General features: G+C 42.9%; 14 protein-coding genes. 13 read left to right on the forward strand and 1 reads right to left on the reverse strand.

Features of this window, described 5'->3' with window-relative positions:
* Positions 1 to 129 precede the first annotated feature (129 nt).
* Complete coding sequence (locus ACSR9O_RS09005; protein ID WP_260359025.1) at positions 130 to 420, forward strand: hypothetical protein; 291 nt, start codon at positions 130 to 132, stop codon at positions 418 to 420.
* A gap of 71 nt (positions 421 to 491) precedes the next feature.
* Positions 492 to 1,226 carry a glycerophosphodiester phosphodiesterase gene (locus ACSR9O_RS09010; protein ID WP_101222520.1) on the forward strand — a complete coding sequence of 245 codons (735 nt, stop codon included), beginning with the start codon at positions 492 to 494 and terminating at the stop codon, positions 1,224 to 1,226.
* A 43-nt stretch (positions 1,227 to 1,269) separates the two neighbouring features.
* Here the strand turns inward: ACSR9O_RS09010 and ACSR9O_RS09015 are convergent, their stop codons facing one another.
* Positions 1,270 to 1,506, reverse strand: a complete 237-nt coding sequence (locus ACSR9O_RS09015) for a DUF2627 domain-containing protein (protein ID WP_101222519.1) — start codon at positions 1,504 to 1,506, stop codon at positions 1,270 to 1,272.
* Positions 1,507 to 1,711: 205 nt separating this feature from the next.
* On the opposite strand from ACSR9O_RS09015, the gene ACSR9O_RS09020 reads away from it, so the two are divergent.
* The 11 genes from ACSR9O_RS09020 (at position 1,712) to ACSR9O_RS09070 (ending at position 16,862) form a co-directional block, all read left to right on the forward strand.
* Positions 1,712 to 3,769, forward strand: coding sequence for a sigma-54 interaction domain-containing protein (locus tag ACSR9O_RS09020; RefSeq protein WP_491724305.1), 2,058 nt, complete (start codon positions 1,712 to 1,714; stop codon positions 3,767 to 3,769).
* A 368-nt stretch (positions 3,770 to 4,137) separates the two neighbouring features.
* Positions 4,138 to 5,235 carry a branched-chain amino acid dehydrogenase gene (bcd, locus tag ACSR9O_RS09025; RefSeq protein ID WP_101222517.1) on the forward strand — a complete coding sequence of 366 codons (1,098 nt, stop codon included), beginning with the start codon at positions 4,138 to 4,140 and terminating at the stop codon, positions 5,233 to 5,235.
* Between the two features lie 131 nt (positions 5,236 to 5,366).
* Positions 5,367 to 6,788 (forward strand): dihydrolipoyl dehydrogenase, encoded by a 1,422-nt coding sequence (lpdA, locus tag ACSR9O_RS09030; protein WP_230176996.1) that lies wholly within the window; start codon positions 5,367 to 5,369, stop codon positions 6,786 to 6,788.
* A 24-nt stretch (positions 6,789 to 6,812) separates the two neighbouring features.
* Positions 6,813 to 7,808, forward strand: a complete 996-nt coding sequence (locus tag ACSR9O_RS09035; RefSeq protein ID WP_101222515.1) for a thiamine pyrophosphate-dependent dehydrogenase E1 component subunit alpha — start codon at positions 6,813 to 6,815, stop codon at positions 7,806 to 7,808.
* 12 nt (positions 7,809 to 7,820) lie between these two features.
* Positions 7,821 to 8,804 carry an alpha-ketoacid dehydrogenase subunit beta gene (locus ACSR9O_RS09040; RefSeq protein ID WP_101222514.1) on the forward strand — a complete coding sequence of 328 codons (984 nt, stop codon included), beginning with the start codon at positions 7,821 to 7,823 and terminating at the stop codon, positions 8,802 to 8,804.
* Positions 8,805 to 8,830: 26 nt separating this feature from the next.
* On the forward strand, positions 8,831 to 10,117 hold the full coding sequence (locus ACSR9O_RS09045) for a dihydrolipoamide acetyltransferase family protein (protein WP_491724306.1): 1,287 nt from the start codon (positions 8,831 to 8,833) through the stop codon (positions 10,115 to 10,117).
* A 601-nt stretch (positions 10,118 to 10,718) separates the two neighbouring features.
* Complete coding sequence (locus ACSR9O_RS09050; RefSeq protein WP_491724307.1) at positions 10,719 to 12,629, forward strand: methylmalonyl-CoA mutase family protein; 1,911 nt, start codon at positions 10,719 to 10,721, stop codon at positions 12,627 to 12,629.
* A 1-nt stretch (position 12,630) separates the two neighbouring features.
* Positions 12,631 to 14,823: a methylmalonyl-CoA mutase gene (gene scpA, locus ACSR9O_RS09055; protein ID WP_101222511.1), complete on the forward strand. Its 2,193-nt coding sequence runs from the start codon at positions 12,631 to 12,633 to the stop codon at positions 14,821 to 14,823.
* Positions 14,823 to 15,950, forward strand: coding sequence for a methylmalonyl Co-A mutase-associated GTPase MeaB (gene meaB, locus ACSR9O_RS09060; RefSeq protein ID WP_230176993.1), 1,128 nt, complete (start codon positions 14,823 to 14,825; stop codon positions 15,948 to 15,950). Before scpA ends, meaB begins: the two co-directional genes overlap by 1 nt.
* A 210-nt stretch (positions 15,951 to 16,160) precedes the next feature.
* The gene (locus tag ACSR9O_RS09065; RefSeq protein WP_034308239.1) at positions 16,161 to 16,598 is read left to right on the forward strand and encodes a BrxA/BrxB family bacilliredoxin; all 438 of its coding nucleotides are present in this window, start codon (positions 16,161 to 16,163) and stop codon (positions 16,596 to 16,598) included.
* A gap of 114 nt (positions 16,599 to 16,712) precedes the next feature.
* Positions 16,713 to 16,862 (forward strand): hypothetical protein, encoded by a 150-nt coding sequence (locus ACSR9O_RS09070; RefSeq protein WP_491724308.1) that lies wholly within the window; start codon positions 16,713 to 16,715, stop codon positions 16,860 to 16,862.
* Positions 16,863 to 17,403 lie beyond the last annotated feature (541 nt).

Below are 17,403 nucleotides of genomic sequence, written 5' to 3' on the forward strand. Positions count from 1 at the left end.
TTAAACTAAATTTATGATATTTTTTGGTAAAATTTCTTTCAGGTTATTTATAGACGCTGATTGAGGAATTGGGAAGACAAAATATGTTTCAATAATAATGAAACTTGAATCAATAATGAAAAGCTTGAAGTGTATCAAACGCCTCTTGGAGAATTGACTTGTGAGCAAAATTTTCAATATGAACAAACAGGAAATCAATACGAGAGGTTGATGGTTCAAATATATATATTGGATGAAAAACGGAAGTCAATCATGGATATGCTTGAATCAAAAGGGGGAGGGGAAATTACGATTGGTCAAATGGCTTTTCCGGATGCTTGCTTGCAAATCAAAAGCATGCAAAAAAAATTGAGTGATTTGACGAAAGGAACCTTCTATGCAGAAAATAATCAACTGCATTTTATTAAAGTATTGAACTAGATGAAAATAATTTGCTGTTTCTGTTCATAACATTGGGATATAACCATTATTGAGAGAGGCGGCGTTTCTCCATGACCTTAATCTTTGCACATCGAGGCTCAGCAGGAACACATCCGGAAAATACGATGTCGGCGTTCAAAGAAGCTGCCCGTGTCGGGGCGGACGGTATTGAAACGGATGTCCAGCTCTCAAAAGATGGGGAAGTGGTCATCATTCACGATGAAAAGCTCGATCGGACCACGAATGCCTCGGGATATGTAAAAGACAGGACCTTGAAGGAGTTGAAAAACCTTAATGCTTCTTCAAACTATAATGGTAAATTGGGTAAAGAAAAGATTCCGACACTTGAAGAACTATTCATTTGGCTTGACGATAATCAGCTTTTTTGCAACATTGAGTTAAAAAATACACTTTTTTTGTATCCAGGCTTAGAAGAGAAAGTCATCCGACTCATCCGTACTTACGATATGGAGGAAAGGATTATCCTTTCTTCTTTCAATCATTATAGCTTGGTCAATTGCCATCAATTGGCACCTGAATTGGAAACCGCACCGCTTTATAGGGATGGTCTATACATGCCTTGGATATATGCCAAGGCAATAGGAGGAAGTGCAATCCATCCAAATATCCGGGTTGTCCCTGATGCGCTCATTCAAACATCTGTGAGTATGGGTGTTCCTGTACGGCCATATACCATTAATAAAGAAGCCGAGATGAAGAGGCTATTCAAATTGGGGTGCAGCGGCATCATAACCGATTTTCCCGAGGCAGCCGTACGGGTCAGGGAAGGATTGAAATCAAGATAAAGAAAGAAGGTGCCATATGATACATGGCACCTTCTTTTTGCGTTTAAAATTTATTGAACCTGCTTTGGACCTTATTTTGTTTTCGATCTCGATGAAGGACGAAGCCGGCGATGAAGGCTATTCCGCCAATCGTAATGAGAAGTCCTATTAAAAATTGCAGCCAAAGGACTGGATAGGGAGGCTGTAGAATACCGAACACCATGTCCCTCATTATTTTTATGCCATAGGCAGCAAAGGCACCGGGTATAAAAAGAATCAAAAAAGCGATTAAACGTTTCATGCAGTCAAATCCCTTCCGAAAATTCCGTCTTTAAAAAATGATAAAGGATATAAATTATTTGTCAAGTTTCGGGAATGTAGATAATGGCTGGGAGTTGGTGGCTGTTTTTAAAGGGAGCCGATATGGTAAAATGGTGTGAAGTATGAAAAAAATTGCATAGATTGATCTAATAAAAGGGGTAATTATATCTTAAGGGGGATGGCTCATGCAAAAGGTCATGATAGTAGGGGGAGGAGTGGGAGGGACAACCGTGTTGAAACTCCTATCGGAAAGTGAAGTATTCTCCATTGTTTGTATGGCTGATAAGAATGAATCCGCTGAAGGGATGCTTGCTGCAAAGGAACGAGGGATCCCTTCAGTGACTAATTGGAGCCTAGGATTGGAGCGGGATTTGGACATCATTTTTGATACGACCGGAGACCCGTCTGTCTATAAAAAGATAAAAAGGGACATGGACGAACAAACGATTCTCATTCCTGGAAGTGTCGCCCTCATTATGACTAAGTTGTTTGAAGAGAAAAATCGTTTAATAAGTAAATTGGAGAATACCTCGGCAAAAATGGACTTGATCCTTAATACGACCAGTGAAGGGATGGTGGTGATTGATCATGGAGGATTCATCATCATGTTCAATGATAGTGCTGAACGAGCAACTGACACAAAGCGCGAGGATGTGATAGGCAGACATATCAAAGATTTCATCCCTTCAACTGGATTGCTGCGAGTGATGCAAACAAACCAAAAAGAAGTGAATCAGGAAATCACCCTTAGCAATGGAATGGAACTCATAACGACAAGGATACCTCTTGTGAATGCCGATAAGGAAATCATAGGGGCTTTTTCAGTGTTTAGGAATAAAACGGAAGCTGTACAATTGGCTGAGCAGATCACCGATTTAAAAGAGATACAGACGATGCTTCAGGCGATCATTCAATCCAGTGATGAAGCCATATCCGTTGTGGATGATCAAGGCAGGGGGCTTTTGATCAATCCGGCATATACAAGAATCACGGGATTAACAAAGACCCAAGTGATCGGTAAGCCGGCTTCCATCGATATTTATGAAGGTGAAAGTATGCATATGAAAGTACTTCAGACAAAAAAGCCTGTTCGGGGTGTCAATATGCGTGTCGGCCCAAAACATAAGGAAGTGATCGTGAATGTTGCTCCAATCATTGTGGACGGGTGCCTGAAAGGGAGCGTTGGCGTCATTCATGATGTATCGGAAATTCAAGCCCTGACCCACGAACTGAATCGGGCAAGACAGATCATCCGGACATTGCAGGCTAAATATTCCTTTGATGATATAATCGGGGCTTCCGAAGAGATGAAGCTTCCCATTGAACAGGCGAAATTATCGGCAAGAACACCTGCTACTGTCTTATTAAGAGGGGAATCAGGGACTGGCAAAGAGTTATTTGCACATGCCATCCATAATGCGAGCGATAGGAAATTCAATAAATTCGTTCGTGTAAATTGTGCGGCCATCTCGGAATCATTACTTGAAAGTGAACTGTTCGGTTATGATGAAGGAGCCTTTACAGGAGCAAATAGGGGCGGAAAGGTCGGTTTTTTTGAAGAGGCAAATCAAGGGAGTATCTTTTTGGACGAAATTGGTGAATTACCAGCCAACATCCAAGCTAAGTTACTTCGAGTTTTACAAGAAAAGGAAATCGTCAGAGTGGGGGGGACGAAGCCGATTCCCATCAATGTCCGGGTCATAGCCGCTACGAATATCAATCTCGAAGAGGCAATCGCAAACGGATCATTCAGGGAAGACTTATATTTCAGGCTGAACCGCATGCCTATTTTCATTGCTCCATTAAGAAAGAGAAAAGAGGATTTGAGAGAATTGGCGGAGCATTTGATTAATAAAATCAATCAGGAGTATGGACGAAGCATAGAGGGAATTACAGCAGCAGCTATACATAAAATGCAAATCTACAACTGGCCAGGTAATGTTAGGGAACTGGAAAATATCTTAGGACGGGCAATCATTTTCATGAAATTGAACGAGACGATCATTGATATACAGCATATTCCGGATTTTATCGAAGAGATTCCAGTAAAGCAAGAGAAATTATTAATGAACCCTTCTGGCTACGTATCGGGGAAACCGCTCTCGGAGATAATAGACCAGTATGAAGCCGATATCATTCAGCAAGCGTTCCATACCCACAAGGGAAATAAAACACTTACGGCAAAAGCTCTTGGGATATCTGTCAGAAATCTATATTACAAAATGGAAAAACTAAAACTGTGAAATTTTTTGCACGCAAATAATTGCGCACTATGAAAAAAACTGCACGGAATTTTCTGATTTATTTTAATTTAAGCGAGACTCCACTTCTAACATGAAATTTTTTTCAATTTGTTATAGGCTATAGTTGCCCAACATATAAACCAGCATCTCCTTATTTTGGATAAAAACGCTCTCATTATGTATTTTATTGGCATGTTATTTGCATATTTAAAGGTGTATGGATTTTTCAAGGGAACCATTCCCCATAGGGAAAATATCATGTGAGTAGCGGATTTTATTTAAAATGAACGTGGGAACAAGTAGGAATGAGGAGAAATTCAGTGTCCTCATATCTGACATGTATTAAAACATCTAGGGAGGATTCCTTTATGGAAATTTTTAAATATCTTGAGAAGTATGATTACGAGCAACTGCTATTCTGTCAGGACAAACAATCGGGTTTGAAAGCGATTATTGCCATTCATGATACAACATTAGGGCCTGCGCTTGGAGGCACAAGGATGTGGACGTATGCATCTGAAGAAGATGCCATTGAAGATGCCTTAAGGCTTTCGAGAGGAATGACATATAAGAACGCCGCTGCAGGTTTGAATTTAGGCGGGGGGAAGACCGTCATCATCGGCGACCCGCGTAAGGATAAGAATGAAGAGATGTTCCGTGCATTCGGAAGATATATCCAAGGGCTGAATGGGCGTTATATAACAGCTGAAGATGTAGGTACAACGGTTGAGGATATGGATCTCATTCATGAGGAGACGGATTTTGTCACTGGGATTTCCCCTGCGTTCGGTTCTTCGGGTAATCCTTCCCCTGTAACTGCATATGGGGTATACCGCGGTATGAAGGCTGCTGCAAAAGAGGCATTCGGAACTGATTCTTTAGAAGGTAAGGTGGTTGCGGTCCAAGGCGTCGGGAATGTTTCTTATAACTTATGCCGTCACCTTCATGAGGAGGGCGCCAAGCTGATCGTTACGGATATCAATAAAGAAAGCGTGGCCCGTGCGGTTGAATCCTTTGGGGCGTCCGCAGTTAATCCGGATGAAATTTATGGAGTCGACTGTGATATCTATGCACCTTGTGCTTTAGGGGCTGTCATAAATGATCAAACAATCAATCAAATCAAGGCGAAGGTCATTGCAGGTGCGGCCAATAATCAGTTAAAAGAAACTGTTCATGGCGATCAAATTCATGAAAAAGGTATTATATACGCCCCTGATTATGTTATTAATGCAGGTGGAGTCATAAACGTGGCCGATGAGCTTTTAGGGTATAATCGGGAAAGAGCCCTTAAGAAAGTGGAAACGGTTTATGATACAATTGAAAGAGTCATCGAGATTGCAAAACGTGATCAAATCCCAACTTATAAAGCCGCGGATAGGATGGCAGAGGAGCGAATTGCTCGCATGAGGAATTCAAGGAGCCAATTCTTGCAAAATGAAAAACATATCTTGAATGGAAGAAAATGAATGTAGTTTTACAAGATTAGATTCCTGTGTTTTTTTTAATAAACACAGGAATTTTCAACATGGATAACGTAATAAACATAGGACAAGTAAAAATGGTGACAAACTGTATGTATTTGTGAGGAGGAGTGGTTTTGGCTGAAGAATTTGACCTCGTTATCCTCGGAGGAGGAACAGGCGGGTATGTGGCGGCAATAAGGGCTGCTCAATTAGGATTGAAAACGGCTGTCGTGGAGAAAGGCAAGCTCGGCGGAACGTGTCTACATAAAGGCTGTATCCCTTCGAAAGCACTTTTAAGGAGTGCGGAAGTTTATCAGACTGCAGTGAAAAGTGAGGAATTCGGTATTGTTACCGGGGATGTAAAGGTAGATTTCCTTAAGGTGCAGGAAAGAAAGAATAAAGTGGTCGATCAACTCTATAAAGGTGTTCAGCACTTGATGAAACAAGGAAAGATAACGGTTTATGAAGGGTTAGGGCGTATACTGGGTCCTTCTATATTTTCACCGATGCCTGGGACAATTTCCGTGGAAATGAATGATGGCAGTGAAAATGAAATGCTCATTCCCCAGAATGTCATCATTGCAACGGGTTCGCGTCCAAAGACACTGCCCGGTTTAGCGATTGATGGGGAATTGGTGCTTACATCGGATGAAGCTCTAAAGCTTGAGAGCCTGCCAAAATCAATGATTATTGTAGGCGGTGGAGTTATCGGCATTGAATGGGCTTCGATGCTTAATGATTTTGGTGTGGAAGTGACAGTACTCGAATATGCAGATAGAATCATCCCGACTGAAGACCATGATATTTCCAGTGAAATGCTTCGTCTCCTAACGAAAAAAGGCGTCAAGTTCGTTACAGGTGCCAAGGTATTGCCTGAAACCCTGAAAACGGATGCTTCAGTAACCATTTCTGCTGAAGTCAAAGGTTCGGTAGAGGAATTCATAGCTGAAAAAATGTTGGTGTCCGTAGGCAGATCAGCAAATGTTGAAGGGATCGGCCTTGAAAATACGGAAATTGTGAAAGAAAAAGGTTTTATTGAAACCAATGACTTCTTCCAAACGAAGGAAACACATATTTATGCGATCGGTGATTGCATCGGCGGTCTGCAATTGGCTCACGTTGCCTCCCATGAAGGCATTACGGCCGTTGAACATATCGCAGGCCAAAAACCGGAACGGCTGGATTATTCGCTCATTTCAAAATGTGTGTATTCAAGCCCTGAAGCTGCAAGTGTCGGTTTGACGGAAGAACAGGCAAACAAGGAAGGCTTTGATCTTAAAATTGGGAAATTCCCATTCCGTGCAGTTGGTAAGGCCCTTGTTTTCGGGGAAGCGGATGGTTTTGTCAAAATCATCGCCGATAAGAAAACGGATGATATACTGGGCGTTCATATGATCGGGCCACATGTTACGGATATGATTTCTGAAGCGGGACTTGCTAAAGTGCTTGATGCGACACCTTGGGAGATAGGCAAGACAATCCATCCGCACCCAAGTCTTTCTGAAGCAATCGGAGAGGCGGCCCTTGCTGTCGATGGACGTGCCATACATTCTTAAAGAATAAGGTCAGGAGGTTTTATGATGGTAGAAAAACGTCATGAACAATTAGGCTTAAATGAGGAAACGGTTTTAGATATGTACCGGACAATGCTTTTGTCCCGCAGAATTGATGAGCGCATGTGGCTTTTAAACCGATCCGGGAAAATTCCCTTCGTGATTTCCTGCCAGGGGCAAGAAGCTGCACAGGTTGGGGCAGCGTTTGCGCTAGATCGGCAAAAGGATTATGTACTGCCTTATTATCGGGATGTAGGTGTGGTACTTACCTTCGGAATGACCGCTAAAGACTTGATGCTTTCCGGTTTCGCCAAAGAGGAAGATCCCAATTCCGGCGGGCGCCAGATGCCTGGTCATTTCGGTCAAAAGAAAAATAGGATTGTCACTGGATCATCACCTGTAACGACACAGGTCCCGCATGCTGTTGGAATTGCCCTTGCAGGGAAGATGGAAGGTAAGGATTTGGTAACATTCGTAACGTTTGGGGAAGGTTCATCCAATCAGGGCGATTTTCATGAAGGGGCCAACTTTGCAGGTGTGCATAAGCTACCGGTCATTTTCATGTGTGAAAATAATAAATATGCGATTTCCGTTCCTATTTCGAAACAGCTATCGTGTGAAAATGTTTCCGACAGGGCGATTGGCTATGGGATGCCTGGAATAACGGTGGATGGCAATGATCCATTGGAAGTGTATGCAGCGGTGAAAGAAGCGGCTGACCGTGCACGAAGGGGAGAAGGTCCTACACTGGTAGAAACCGTTTCATACAGGCTCACACCTCATTCAAGTGATGATGATGACCGAAGCTACCGGACGGCGGACGAAGTGGCCGAAGCCAAAACGAAGGATTCCATAATGACATTTGGAGCGTATTTAAAAGAAGTGGGAATCATGGATGATGACCTAGAGAAACAAATGAATGATGAAGTCATGAAGATAGTCAACGAAGCAACCGATTATGCTGAAAATGCTCCATATCCGAAGGCTGAAAGTGCTATGAATCATGTGTATGCACAAAAGTAAGGGGGTAATAGAATGCCAGTGATTTCATATATAGATGCCGTGACAATGGCAATGAGGGAAGAGATGGAACGTGATTCCCGTGTATTCGTATTGGGTGAGGATGTAGGAAAAAAAGGTGGGGTCTTTAAAGCCACTAATGGCTTATACGACCAATTCGGTGAAGCCAGGGTCATCGATACCCCGCTCGCTGAATCTGCAATTGCAGGAGTGGGAATTGGAGCCGCCATGTATGGGCTTCGGCCGATAGCTGAGATGCAATTCGCTGATTTCATCATGCCTGCCATTAACCAAATCGTTTCAGAGGCAGCCAAAATTAGATATCGTTCTAATAATGACTGGAGCTGTCCAATGGTAATCCGTGCTCCATATGGCGGAGGGATTCATGGAGCTCTTTATCATTCACAATCGGTTGAAGCAATCTTTGCCAATCAGCCGGGTTTGAAAATAGTGATGCCTTCCACTCCTTATGATGTAAAGGGTTTGCTTAAAGCTGCCATTCGCGACGAAGATCCAGTGCTTTTCTTTGAACATAAACGCGCGTACCGCTTGATCAAGGGTGAGGTACCCACTGAAGATTATGTACTTCCCATCGGTAAGGCGGATGTGAAAAGGGAAGGGGAAGACATTACTGTCATCTCCTATGGCCTTTGTGTGCATTTTGCCCTTCAGGCAGCAGAAAAATTAGCTGCAGATGGAATTTCTGCACATGTTCTTGACTTGCGTACCGTCTATCCTTTGGATAAGGATGCTATCATAGAAGCGGCTTCTAAAACGGGGAAAGTATTACTGGTTACGGAAGATAATAAAGAAGGAAGCATCATGAGTGAGGTCGCAGCCATCATTGCCGAGCATTGCCTTTTTGATTTGGATGCCCCTGTAAAACGATTGGCCGGACCTGATGTACCAGCCATGCCATATGCGCCTACGATGGAAAAACAATTTATGGTGAATCCTGATAAAGTGGAAAAAGCAATGAGGGAATTGGCTGAGTATTAATGACTGTTAAGAAGGAGGAACGATTTATGGCTATGGAATTAATGAAGATGCCTCAACTAGGAGAAAGTGTCACAGAGGGAACCATCAGTAAATGGCTAGTGAAGCCTGGGGATCATGTCACGAAATACGATCCGCTAGCTGAAGTGATGACGGATAAAGTAAATGCTGAGGTTCCTTCTTCCTTTACGGGCATCATCAAGGAATTGAAAGCGGATGAGAATCAAACATTGGCAGTCGGGGAAGTCATTTGCTCGATTGAAGTCGAAACGGCAAAGACGGATAACGATAATGCTGAGCAAGCTGTTTCTCAGAATGAGGAAAATGTTGATGCACCTGTTACAAGAGAAGTGCAGCAAGCGGCCGAACCATCAAGGAAAGCTCGCTATTCGCCTGCCGTGTTAAAACTTTCCCAGGAGCATGGAATCGATCTTTCAAAGGTTAAAGGAACGGGGAATGAGGGACGGATCACCCGTAAAGATTTACTGAAACTTGTTGAATCAGGGAATCTTCCTAAGGCGGATGAGCCTTCCGTGATATCCGATCCGGCTCCAAAAGAGGTCGCCCCTCAAGTTAGTCGTCAAACCAGTCCAGTAACAAATGTGCCGACTGCTGCTGGTGACAAGGAAATACCCGTTACCGGAATCCGTAAGGCAATTGCGTCCAATATGTTGAAAAGTAAGCACGAAATCCCGCATGCTTGGACGATGGTGGAAGTTGACGCAAGCAATATGGTGAAATTGCGTGATAATCTAAAATCCGACTTTAAACAAAAAGAAGGCTATAATTTAACGTACTTTGCCTTTTTCGTAAAAGCGGTTGCTCAAGCCCTTACGGAATTTCCAGAGCTCAATTCGATGTGGGCAGGCGAAAAAATCATACAAAAGAAAGAAATCAATATATCGATAGCCGTTGCAACTGAAGATGCATTATTTGTACCGGTCATTAAAAATGCAGATGAAAAATCAATCAAAGGTATAGCAAGGGAGATACAGGAACTTGCATCCAAAGTGAAGTCAGGTAAGTTAAAAGCAGAGGATATGCAAGGTGGTACGTTCACTGTTAATAACACTGGCTCATTCGGCTCTGTCCAGTCCATGGGAATCATCAATTATCCACAGGCGGCCATTTTACAAGTTGAAACGATTGTAAAACGGCCAGTGGTCATAAATGACATGATTGCAGTACGAGATATGGTAAATCTCTGTTTATCACTTGATCATCGTGTTTTGGACGGACTGGTATGCGGACGATTCCTCGCGAGGGTTAAAGAAATCATCGAAAAGATTTCCAAAGATAACACTTCCATATACTAAAATGAAAAAAAGGAAGGCCGAGGGTTATTCCTTTAGACTGTAGGCAAACTCGATGAATCGAGTTTGCCTACAGTTTTTTTATGATTGCTACAATTTGAACGTTGTTTGGAACTCCAGGCATGGGGTTCCACTGGACGCGCTCTTCCAAGCAGGAGTCTCGCAAACCCGTTTCAATCACCATTGTTTTAAAATTTTGAAACCATACCTAAGGTGATGAGGGTGGTTCCTGAACTTCATTTAGTCTAGCAGTTATCGATTTCCCTTTCACTTTTGATTTAGTCAAAGATGAAGTATGCCGATTCGTTCGCCAAAGTTTAACCCAGTCATTTCTCTTTTCCGTAGAAAAACATCGACAAAAATTTTATTTTTGCTATTATTTTATTAAGAGCTGTTCTAATACAGATCAGGGCTGTACTTGATTTATAAAGAGGCGAAATAGGCTAGTGTTTTCCCTTATAACAGATTTGCTAATTTCTATTGTCTTAAATTTAAAGAAAAATATGGTAGAATGTTAGTATAATCCAGATTAAATTGACGGGAGGGTGGTTTTCTTATCCAAAACTGACTGAGCGTTCGTTCTCCGAATGAAGGGACCGGGCGTATGAGGCGGCAAAAGATAAGAAAGCGATTACAGATGGAACTGAAAGATGTAAAAAACATAACCTTTCCTAAGCCTTCTTTTGAAGAGTGGAAAGAAGCTGCGGAAGCAAGTTTAAAAGGGAAAAGTGTAGAAAAGCTAAAAACGAATACATATGAGGGCATTACTTTATATCCGCTCTATACAGAAAAGGCGGAATCAACGGAAAAAGTAGCCGAATTGCCAGGATTCTTCCCTTTCACCCGAGGAACGTCCCCAACGGGATATCATGAGAAACCTTGGCTTGTCGTTCAACCTGTAAGCGGTATCACGGCTGAAGAAGCAAATGAAAAGATGAAGGCTTCATTCAAGCGCGGTCAAAATGTCGTGGCATACCCTGCACGATTGCTTGCCGAGGGAGCAAGGGCTGAAAAATTGTTTAAGGATATCCCATTAAAAGAAATACCGGTTTTCATTGACCTTAAGGGGAAACAAAAAGGATTATTCCCTCAATTCAAAGCGGTTGCCGAAGCACAAAATACCCAAATGACAGGCGTTATTGCTGAAGATCCCATTGCAGAATGGCTCATTTGCGGTCAGCTGCCAGAAGATACGGATAACTATTTTGCAGACTGGCTGAAGACAATCCAAGATTATCAGAAGGTAGGCAGGGATTTAAAAACAGTTTTGATTAATACGGCAGTCTACCATAATGGAGGAGCCAATGCCGTACAAGAAATAGCTTACGGATTATCGGCAGCGGTCCAATATCTATTGGAAGGGCAAAAGCAAGGGCTTCCTATTGCTTCGGTTTCCGAAAGAATAGTATTCTCTTTTGCTGTGGATTCGAATTACTTCATGTCCATCGCTAAGCTACGGGCTGCAAGAAGGCTCTGGGCAGGTCTTGCAGAAGCTTTCGATACAGCATCTGACCATTTTAAAATGGCGATACATGCCGTTACTTCCGAGTTGACAGAAACGCTATATGATCAGCACGTCAATATTCTTCGGACAACAAACCAAGCTTTCGCTGCCGCAATTGGAGGCATTCAATATCTTCAAATTCATCCATTCACACACGCAACTGGTGAAACCGATGATTTCTCAGAAAGAATTGCCCGTAATACTCACTTGATTTTAAAAGAAGAAACAAATATCACAACAGTGGTCGATCCTGCTGGCGGTTCATGGTATGTTGAGCAACTAACGGATGAATTGGCTGAAAAGGCTTGGGCGGAATTCCTTGAAATCGATGCAGCTGGAGGGATTCTTGAGCTAATTAAACAAGCCACCCTTCAGAAGGAAATAGCTGAAGTTTACCAAGAAAAGGTTCAAAATGCGGCTTTCAGAAAAGAAAGTATCATCGGAACGAATGTATATCCGAATCCTGCTGATAAGATTAAAACCACGACACGGGATAACCATGTGTCATATATGAAAGTTGAGAAGCCGGTTGGCATTACACCACTTTACTTGGATCGGGTATCCATTCAGTTCGAACAGTTAAGGCTACGCAGTGAAAAGTATAAAGAAATAAGTGGAACGGCCCCAACTATTGGTTTAATTAATTTGAAAAATCTCAAATCTTATAAACCTCGTGCAGATTTCGTTACAAGTCTTGCTGCAGCAGGTGGTATTGAAACAACCGGCAGTAAGGGGTGTCAAACCGTTGAGGAAGCAGTCGATTATGTAGCTGCGACCAAGCTCCCTATCTATTGTGTTTGCGGCAGTGATGGTGACTATTCGGAATTGGCGCCAGTCACCATTAAAGAAATTAAAAAGCAATTCCCTGAAATCACTATTTATAGTGCCGGCAAGCAGCAAGAAGAATTTGAGATTACACTAAGTGAAGCCGGAGTCAAAGATTTTATCCATGTCAAAACGAATGCAATAGCCATTTTATCGGAATTATTGCAGAAGCTGGGGGTGAACTGAAATGAAAAAACCGAATTTTTCTGCTATAAATCCTGCTAAGTCTGAGGTTAAAGGTACGGTGGAGGCATGGAAAAAGGAAGCCGAAAAAGCCGTTGGGAAAAACATTGAGGATCTTTTGTTTGAAACCAATGAACAAATAAAAATCAAACCGCTTTATATTGAGAAAGATAATCGTGACTTGGAGCATATGGAAAGTGTGCCAGGCATCGCTCCTTTTACAAGGGGACCTTATCCTTCGATGTATGTCAATCGTCCTTGGACGGTACGTCAGTATGCAGGTTTTTCGACTGCTGAGGAATCCAATGCGTTTTACAGACGTAACCTTGCGATGGGGCAAAAAGGGCTCTCAGTTGCCTTTGATTTAGCTACACACCGCGGTTATGACTCCGATCATCCACGCGTTGTCGGTGATGTGGGGAAGGCGGGAGTTGCCATTGATTCAATTCTTGACATGAAAATCCTATTTGACGGCATTCCGCTTGATCAAATGTCCGTGTCAATGACGATGAACGGCGCAGTATTACCCATACTTGCATTTTATATCGTGACAGCTGAAGAACAAGGCGTAACACAGGATAAGCTTTCAGGCACGATTCAAAATGACATCTTAAAGGAATACATGGTTCGGAATACGTATATCTACCCACCTGAAATGTCCATGAAAATCATAGCTGATATATTTGAGTATACATCCAAATATATGCCCAAATTCAATTCCATTTCCATCTCCGGTTATCATCTGCAAGAAGCGGGGGCACCGGCTGATATCGAACTTGCCTATACGTTGGCGGATGGGCTTGAGTATGCACGTACCGGAATGAAAGCAGGTATTGATATCGATAAGTTCGCACCACGACTGTCATTCTTCTGGGCTGTAGGAATGAACTATTTCATGGAAGTCTCGAAAATGCGGGCGGCTCGTTTCATTTGGTCAAAGCTGATGAAACAATTCGAGCCGAAAAATAATAAAGCGATGGCATTGAGAACCCATTCCCAAACCTCCGGCTGGAGCCTCTCCGAGCAGGATCCGTTTAACAATGTCGCAAGGACCCTTATTGAAGCGCATGCCGCTGCACTTGGGCATACACAGTCCCTGCATACGAACGCATTGGATGAGGCCATTGCCCTGCCAACGGATTTCTCGGCACGAATTGCACGTAACACACAGTTATATCTGCAGGAGGAAACGGGGATCACAAAAGTAATCGATCCATGGGCGGGTTCATACTATGTAGAATCACTCACAAATGAATTGATCGAACGGGCTTGGGCTCACATAGAAGAAATCGAAGGCCTTGGCGGAATGGCGAAGGCTATTGAAACCGGCCTTCCAAAAATGAGGATCGAGGAAGCCGCTGCAAAGCGTCAGGCTAAAATCGATTCTCAGGATGAAACGATCGTAGGTGTAAATAAGTATCGTTTGAAAAAAGAAGATCCGATTGAAATACTGGAGATTGATAATACAGCAGTTCGCGAAAGTCAGCTTAAGCGTTTGAGCGAATTAAAAGCGAAACGTGATCAGGAAAAGGTGGATGAAGCCCTTCAAGCGCTATCCATGGCTGCCAGAACTGGCGAAGGCAATCTTCTTGAACTGGCTGTGCAAGCTGCAAGAGTACGGGCTTCATTAGGTGAAATCTCCGATGCGATTGAGGAGGTTGCTGGACGTCACAAAGCAACGATCCGTTCTATCAGCGGTGTATACAGCTCGGCATACTCAAAGGAAGCGGAAATTGAAGAAGTCGTCCGCATGACGGAAGAGTTTCTTGAAAATGAAGGAAGAAGACCGCGATTGTTAATGGCTAAAATGGGTCAGGACGGTCATGATCGTGGAGCTAAAGTAGTCGGAACGGGGTTTGCGGATTTGGGCTATGATGTAGATATCGGTCCATTATTCCAAACACCGAAAGAAACCGCCATCCAGGCCGTGGAAAATGATGTGCATGTAGTCGGAATGAGTTCGCTTGCTGCCGGCCATAAAACATTGTTGCCGCAGCTTATGACGGAACTGAAGAACTTGGGACGTGAGGACATTATAGTGATCGTAGGCGGGGTCATCCCTGCACAGGATTATGATTACCTAATGGAAAATGGCGCTACAGCCATTTTTGGACCTGGTACGGTCATTCCGCAGGCAGCAAAGAAAGTGCTTCAGGAAATATACAATCGCCTTGGATATGAGGAAGTGGCTCAATAATGAGTGAAGACAAGAAGCCCGAATGGGTCGATCATAACAATCAGGAAGGTTTTGCTTCTTCATTAAAGCCAGGTGTAGAATTAGCAGCAAGCCATAACAAACCTTCTAAAAGCAAATTCGTCAAAAAACATAATGTAAACATACCGGTCCATGAACTTAAAGAGGGAATCATAAAAGGTGACAGGGCCAAGCTAGCTAAAGGGATTACATTGGTTGAAAGCAATGCATCCCACCACTTGGATCATGCACAGGAATTATTGCATAGCATCCTTCCTCATACAGGAAATTCGATTCGCATCGGGATTTCCGGAGTGCCCGGTGCCGGAAAAAGTACCTTCATCGAGACGTTCGGAACCTATTTGTGTGACAGGGGCCATAAGGTTGCCGTTCTAGCCGTCGATCCAAGCTCTTCGATCAATGGCGGAAGTATACTAGGCGATAAGACAAGGATGGAGGAGTTGGCAAGAAACCCCCATGCCTTCATAAGACCCTCTCCATCCGAAGGCACTCTAGGAGGAGTTCACCGCAAAACGAGGGAAACGATGTTGCTTTGTGAAGCGGCAGGATTTGATGTGATACTGATTGAAACGGTCGGTGTCGGTCAGAGTGAAGCTATAGTTCGAAGTATGGTCGACTTCTTCATGCTCCTTGTCCTTACAGGTGCCGGAGATGAATTACAAGGGATGAAAAAAGGGATTCTGGAACTTGTGGACGGAATTGTGGTCAATAAAGCCGATGGAGAGAACATTCCGCTGGCGATTAGGACGAAGTCCGAATATAGCAGAATCTTGCACTTCCTTCAGCCAGCAACAAAGGGTTGGGCAGGAAAGGCATATACTTGTTCAGCGATAACCGGTAAAGGAATTCCTGAGCTTTGGGATGTAATGAATGAATTTTCCGATTTGACCAAGGAATCGGGTGTTTTTCAAGAACGGAGAAGAATGCAATCTAAGGAATGGCTTTATTCATTGATGGATCACCAGCTTAAAACGATGTTTTATAAAAATGAAACCGTCAAGAATCTTCTCCCAATTCTCGAGAACCAAGTGATGTCAGGGAATAAAACGGTCACTGCTGCTGTTAAGCAGGCCTTTCAATCTTTTACCGATACATTTAAGTCAAATTAAAAAGAAATGGGATGGGGCAGGCGTGGATTGTCTCCCACGCCTGCCCCATCCTTTTGTAAGTCTTGTTGTTACACACATGATTCCCGCATACCTTTCGTTTTAAACGTGTTCGGAAATGGTTTATGCAGTTTTGACAGGTAAATTTATTGAATCACGAAGTGGCAATTGTTATGATAGGATTGAAGAGAAAACTTGGAAGGAGCACATGCCATGAATATGGATTTTAATTTTTTAATGAACGACGTAGTCAAACAGGCTCGCGATGAGATAAAGACTGCTGGATATACAGAATTGACTACTCCCGAGGAAGTTGAGGAAGTATTTGCACAAAAAGGAACGACACTTGTTATGGTCAATTCCGTTTGTGGCTGCGCTGGGGGAATAGCTAGACCTGCAGCGGCACATGCAATCCATAATGATAAACGCCCAGATCAGCTTGTAACCGTTTTTGCTGGGCAAGATAAAGAGGCGACGGAGAAAGCCCGTGATTATTTCGAAGGATATCCGCCGTCATCTCCATCATTTGCATTGCTGAAGGATGGAAAAATCATCACGATGATAGAGCGCCATGAAATTGAAGGACACCACCCGATGTCTGTAGTGGAAAAATTACAAGACTACTTCGATCAATATTGCGAAGAAGTTTAATCCATAGCGATAACTAAAACCCGCCCAATCGGCGGGTTTTAGTTTGTCGACAAAAAGAGGTTCGGAATGGTCTCATCCTGAACAGGATCTTAAAACAAAGCTAGTGTATCATAGGTGGTTATTACAGTAATCCTTAATGTATGGAAGAAATTTGCGACACTCCTGCCGAGTAACTGGGCCGAGACCCCACAGGCGCTTGCGCTGAGGAGGCTTGGCAGACAATCGGAGGAAAGGGAGCGGATTTCTGGAATCACAGAAATGTAATTTTTAGAAAACCTGTAAGACACATCCCGAACTAAGTTTTAGAATAGGTGATCCTTCATGTTTTTTTATAGTATTCCTTAATGGATGGAAGAAATTTGCGACACTCCTGCCGAGTAACTGGCTAGCCGAGACCCCACAGGCGCTTGCGCTGAGGAGGCTTGGCAGACAGTCGGCGGAAAGGGAGCAGATTTCTGGAATCAATAGAAATACTTTTTTAAGAAAAAAACTATATGAAAACTGGCTTTTGTTCGAATTTTGTCTACAGTCTGAACCCGCCCAATCGGCGGGTTTTTTTATTAATGAATCTGCATAAGTTAGGAACATTTAGGAAAGAAGATAGATAAGGAAGCAGAAATATTCCCTTTGGGGAAAAAGCGCGATTCCAGAAATGGAGTTATATTAATATTCTGAAAAATGAATCTATTATTTACGTTATTGAATAATTATTAGAGTGTGTTAAAATACACATTAGTGTATGAATATTAGTTATTCAAAATTTAACTAAACCGAATTTAATAACAAGAGAATTGAAAATATCATT

This window comes from Peribacillus sp. B65, assembly GCF_058513295.1.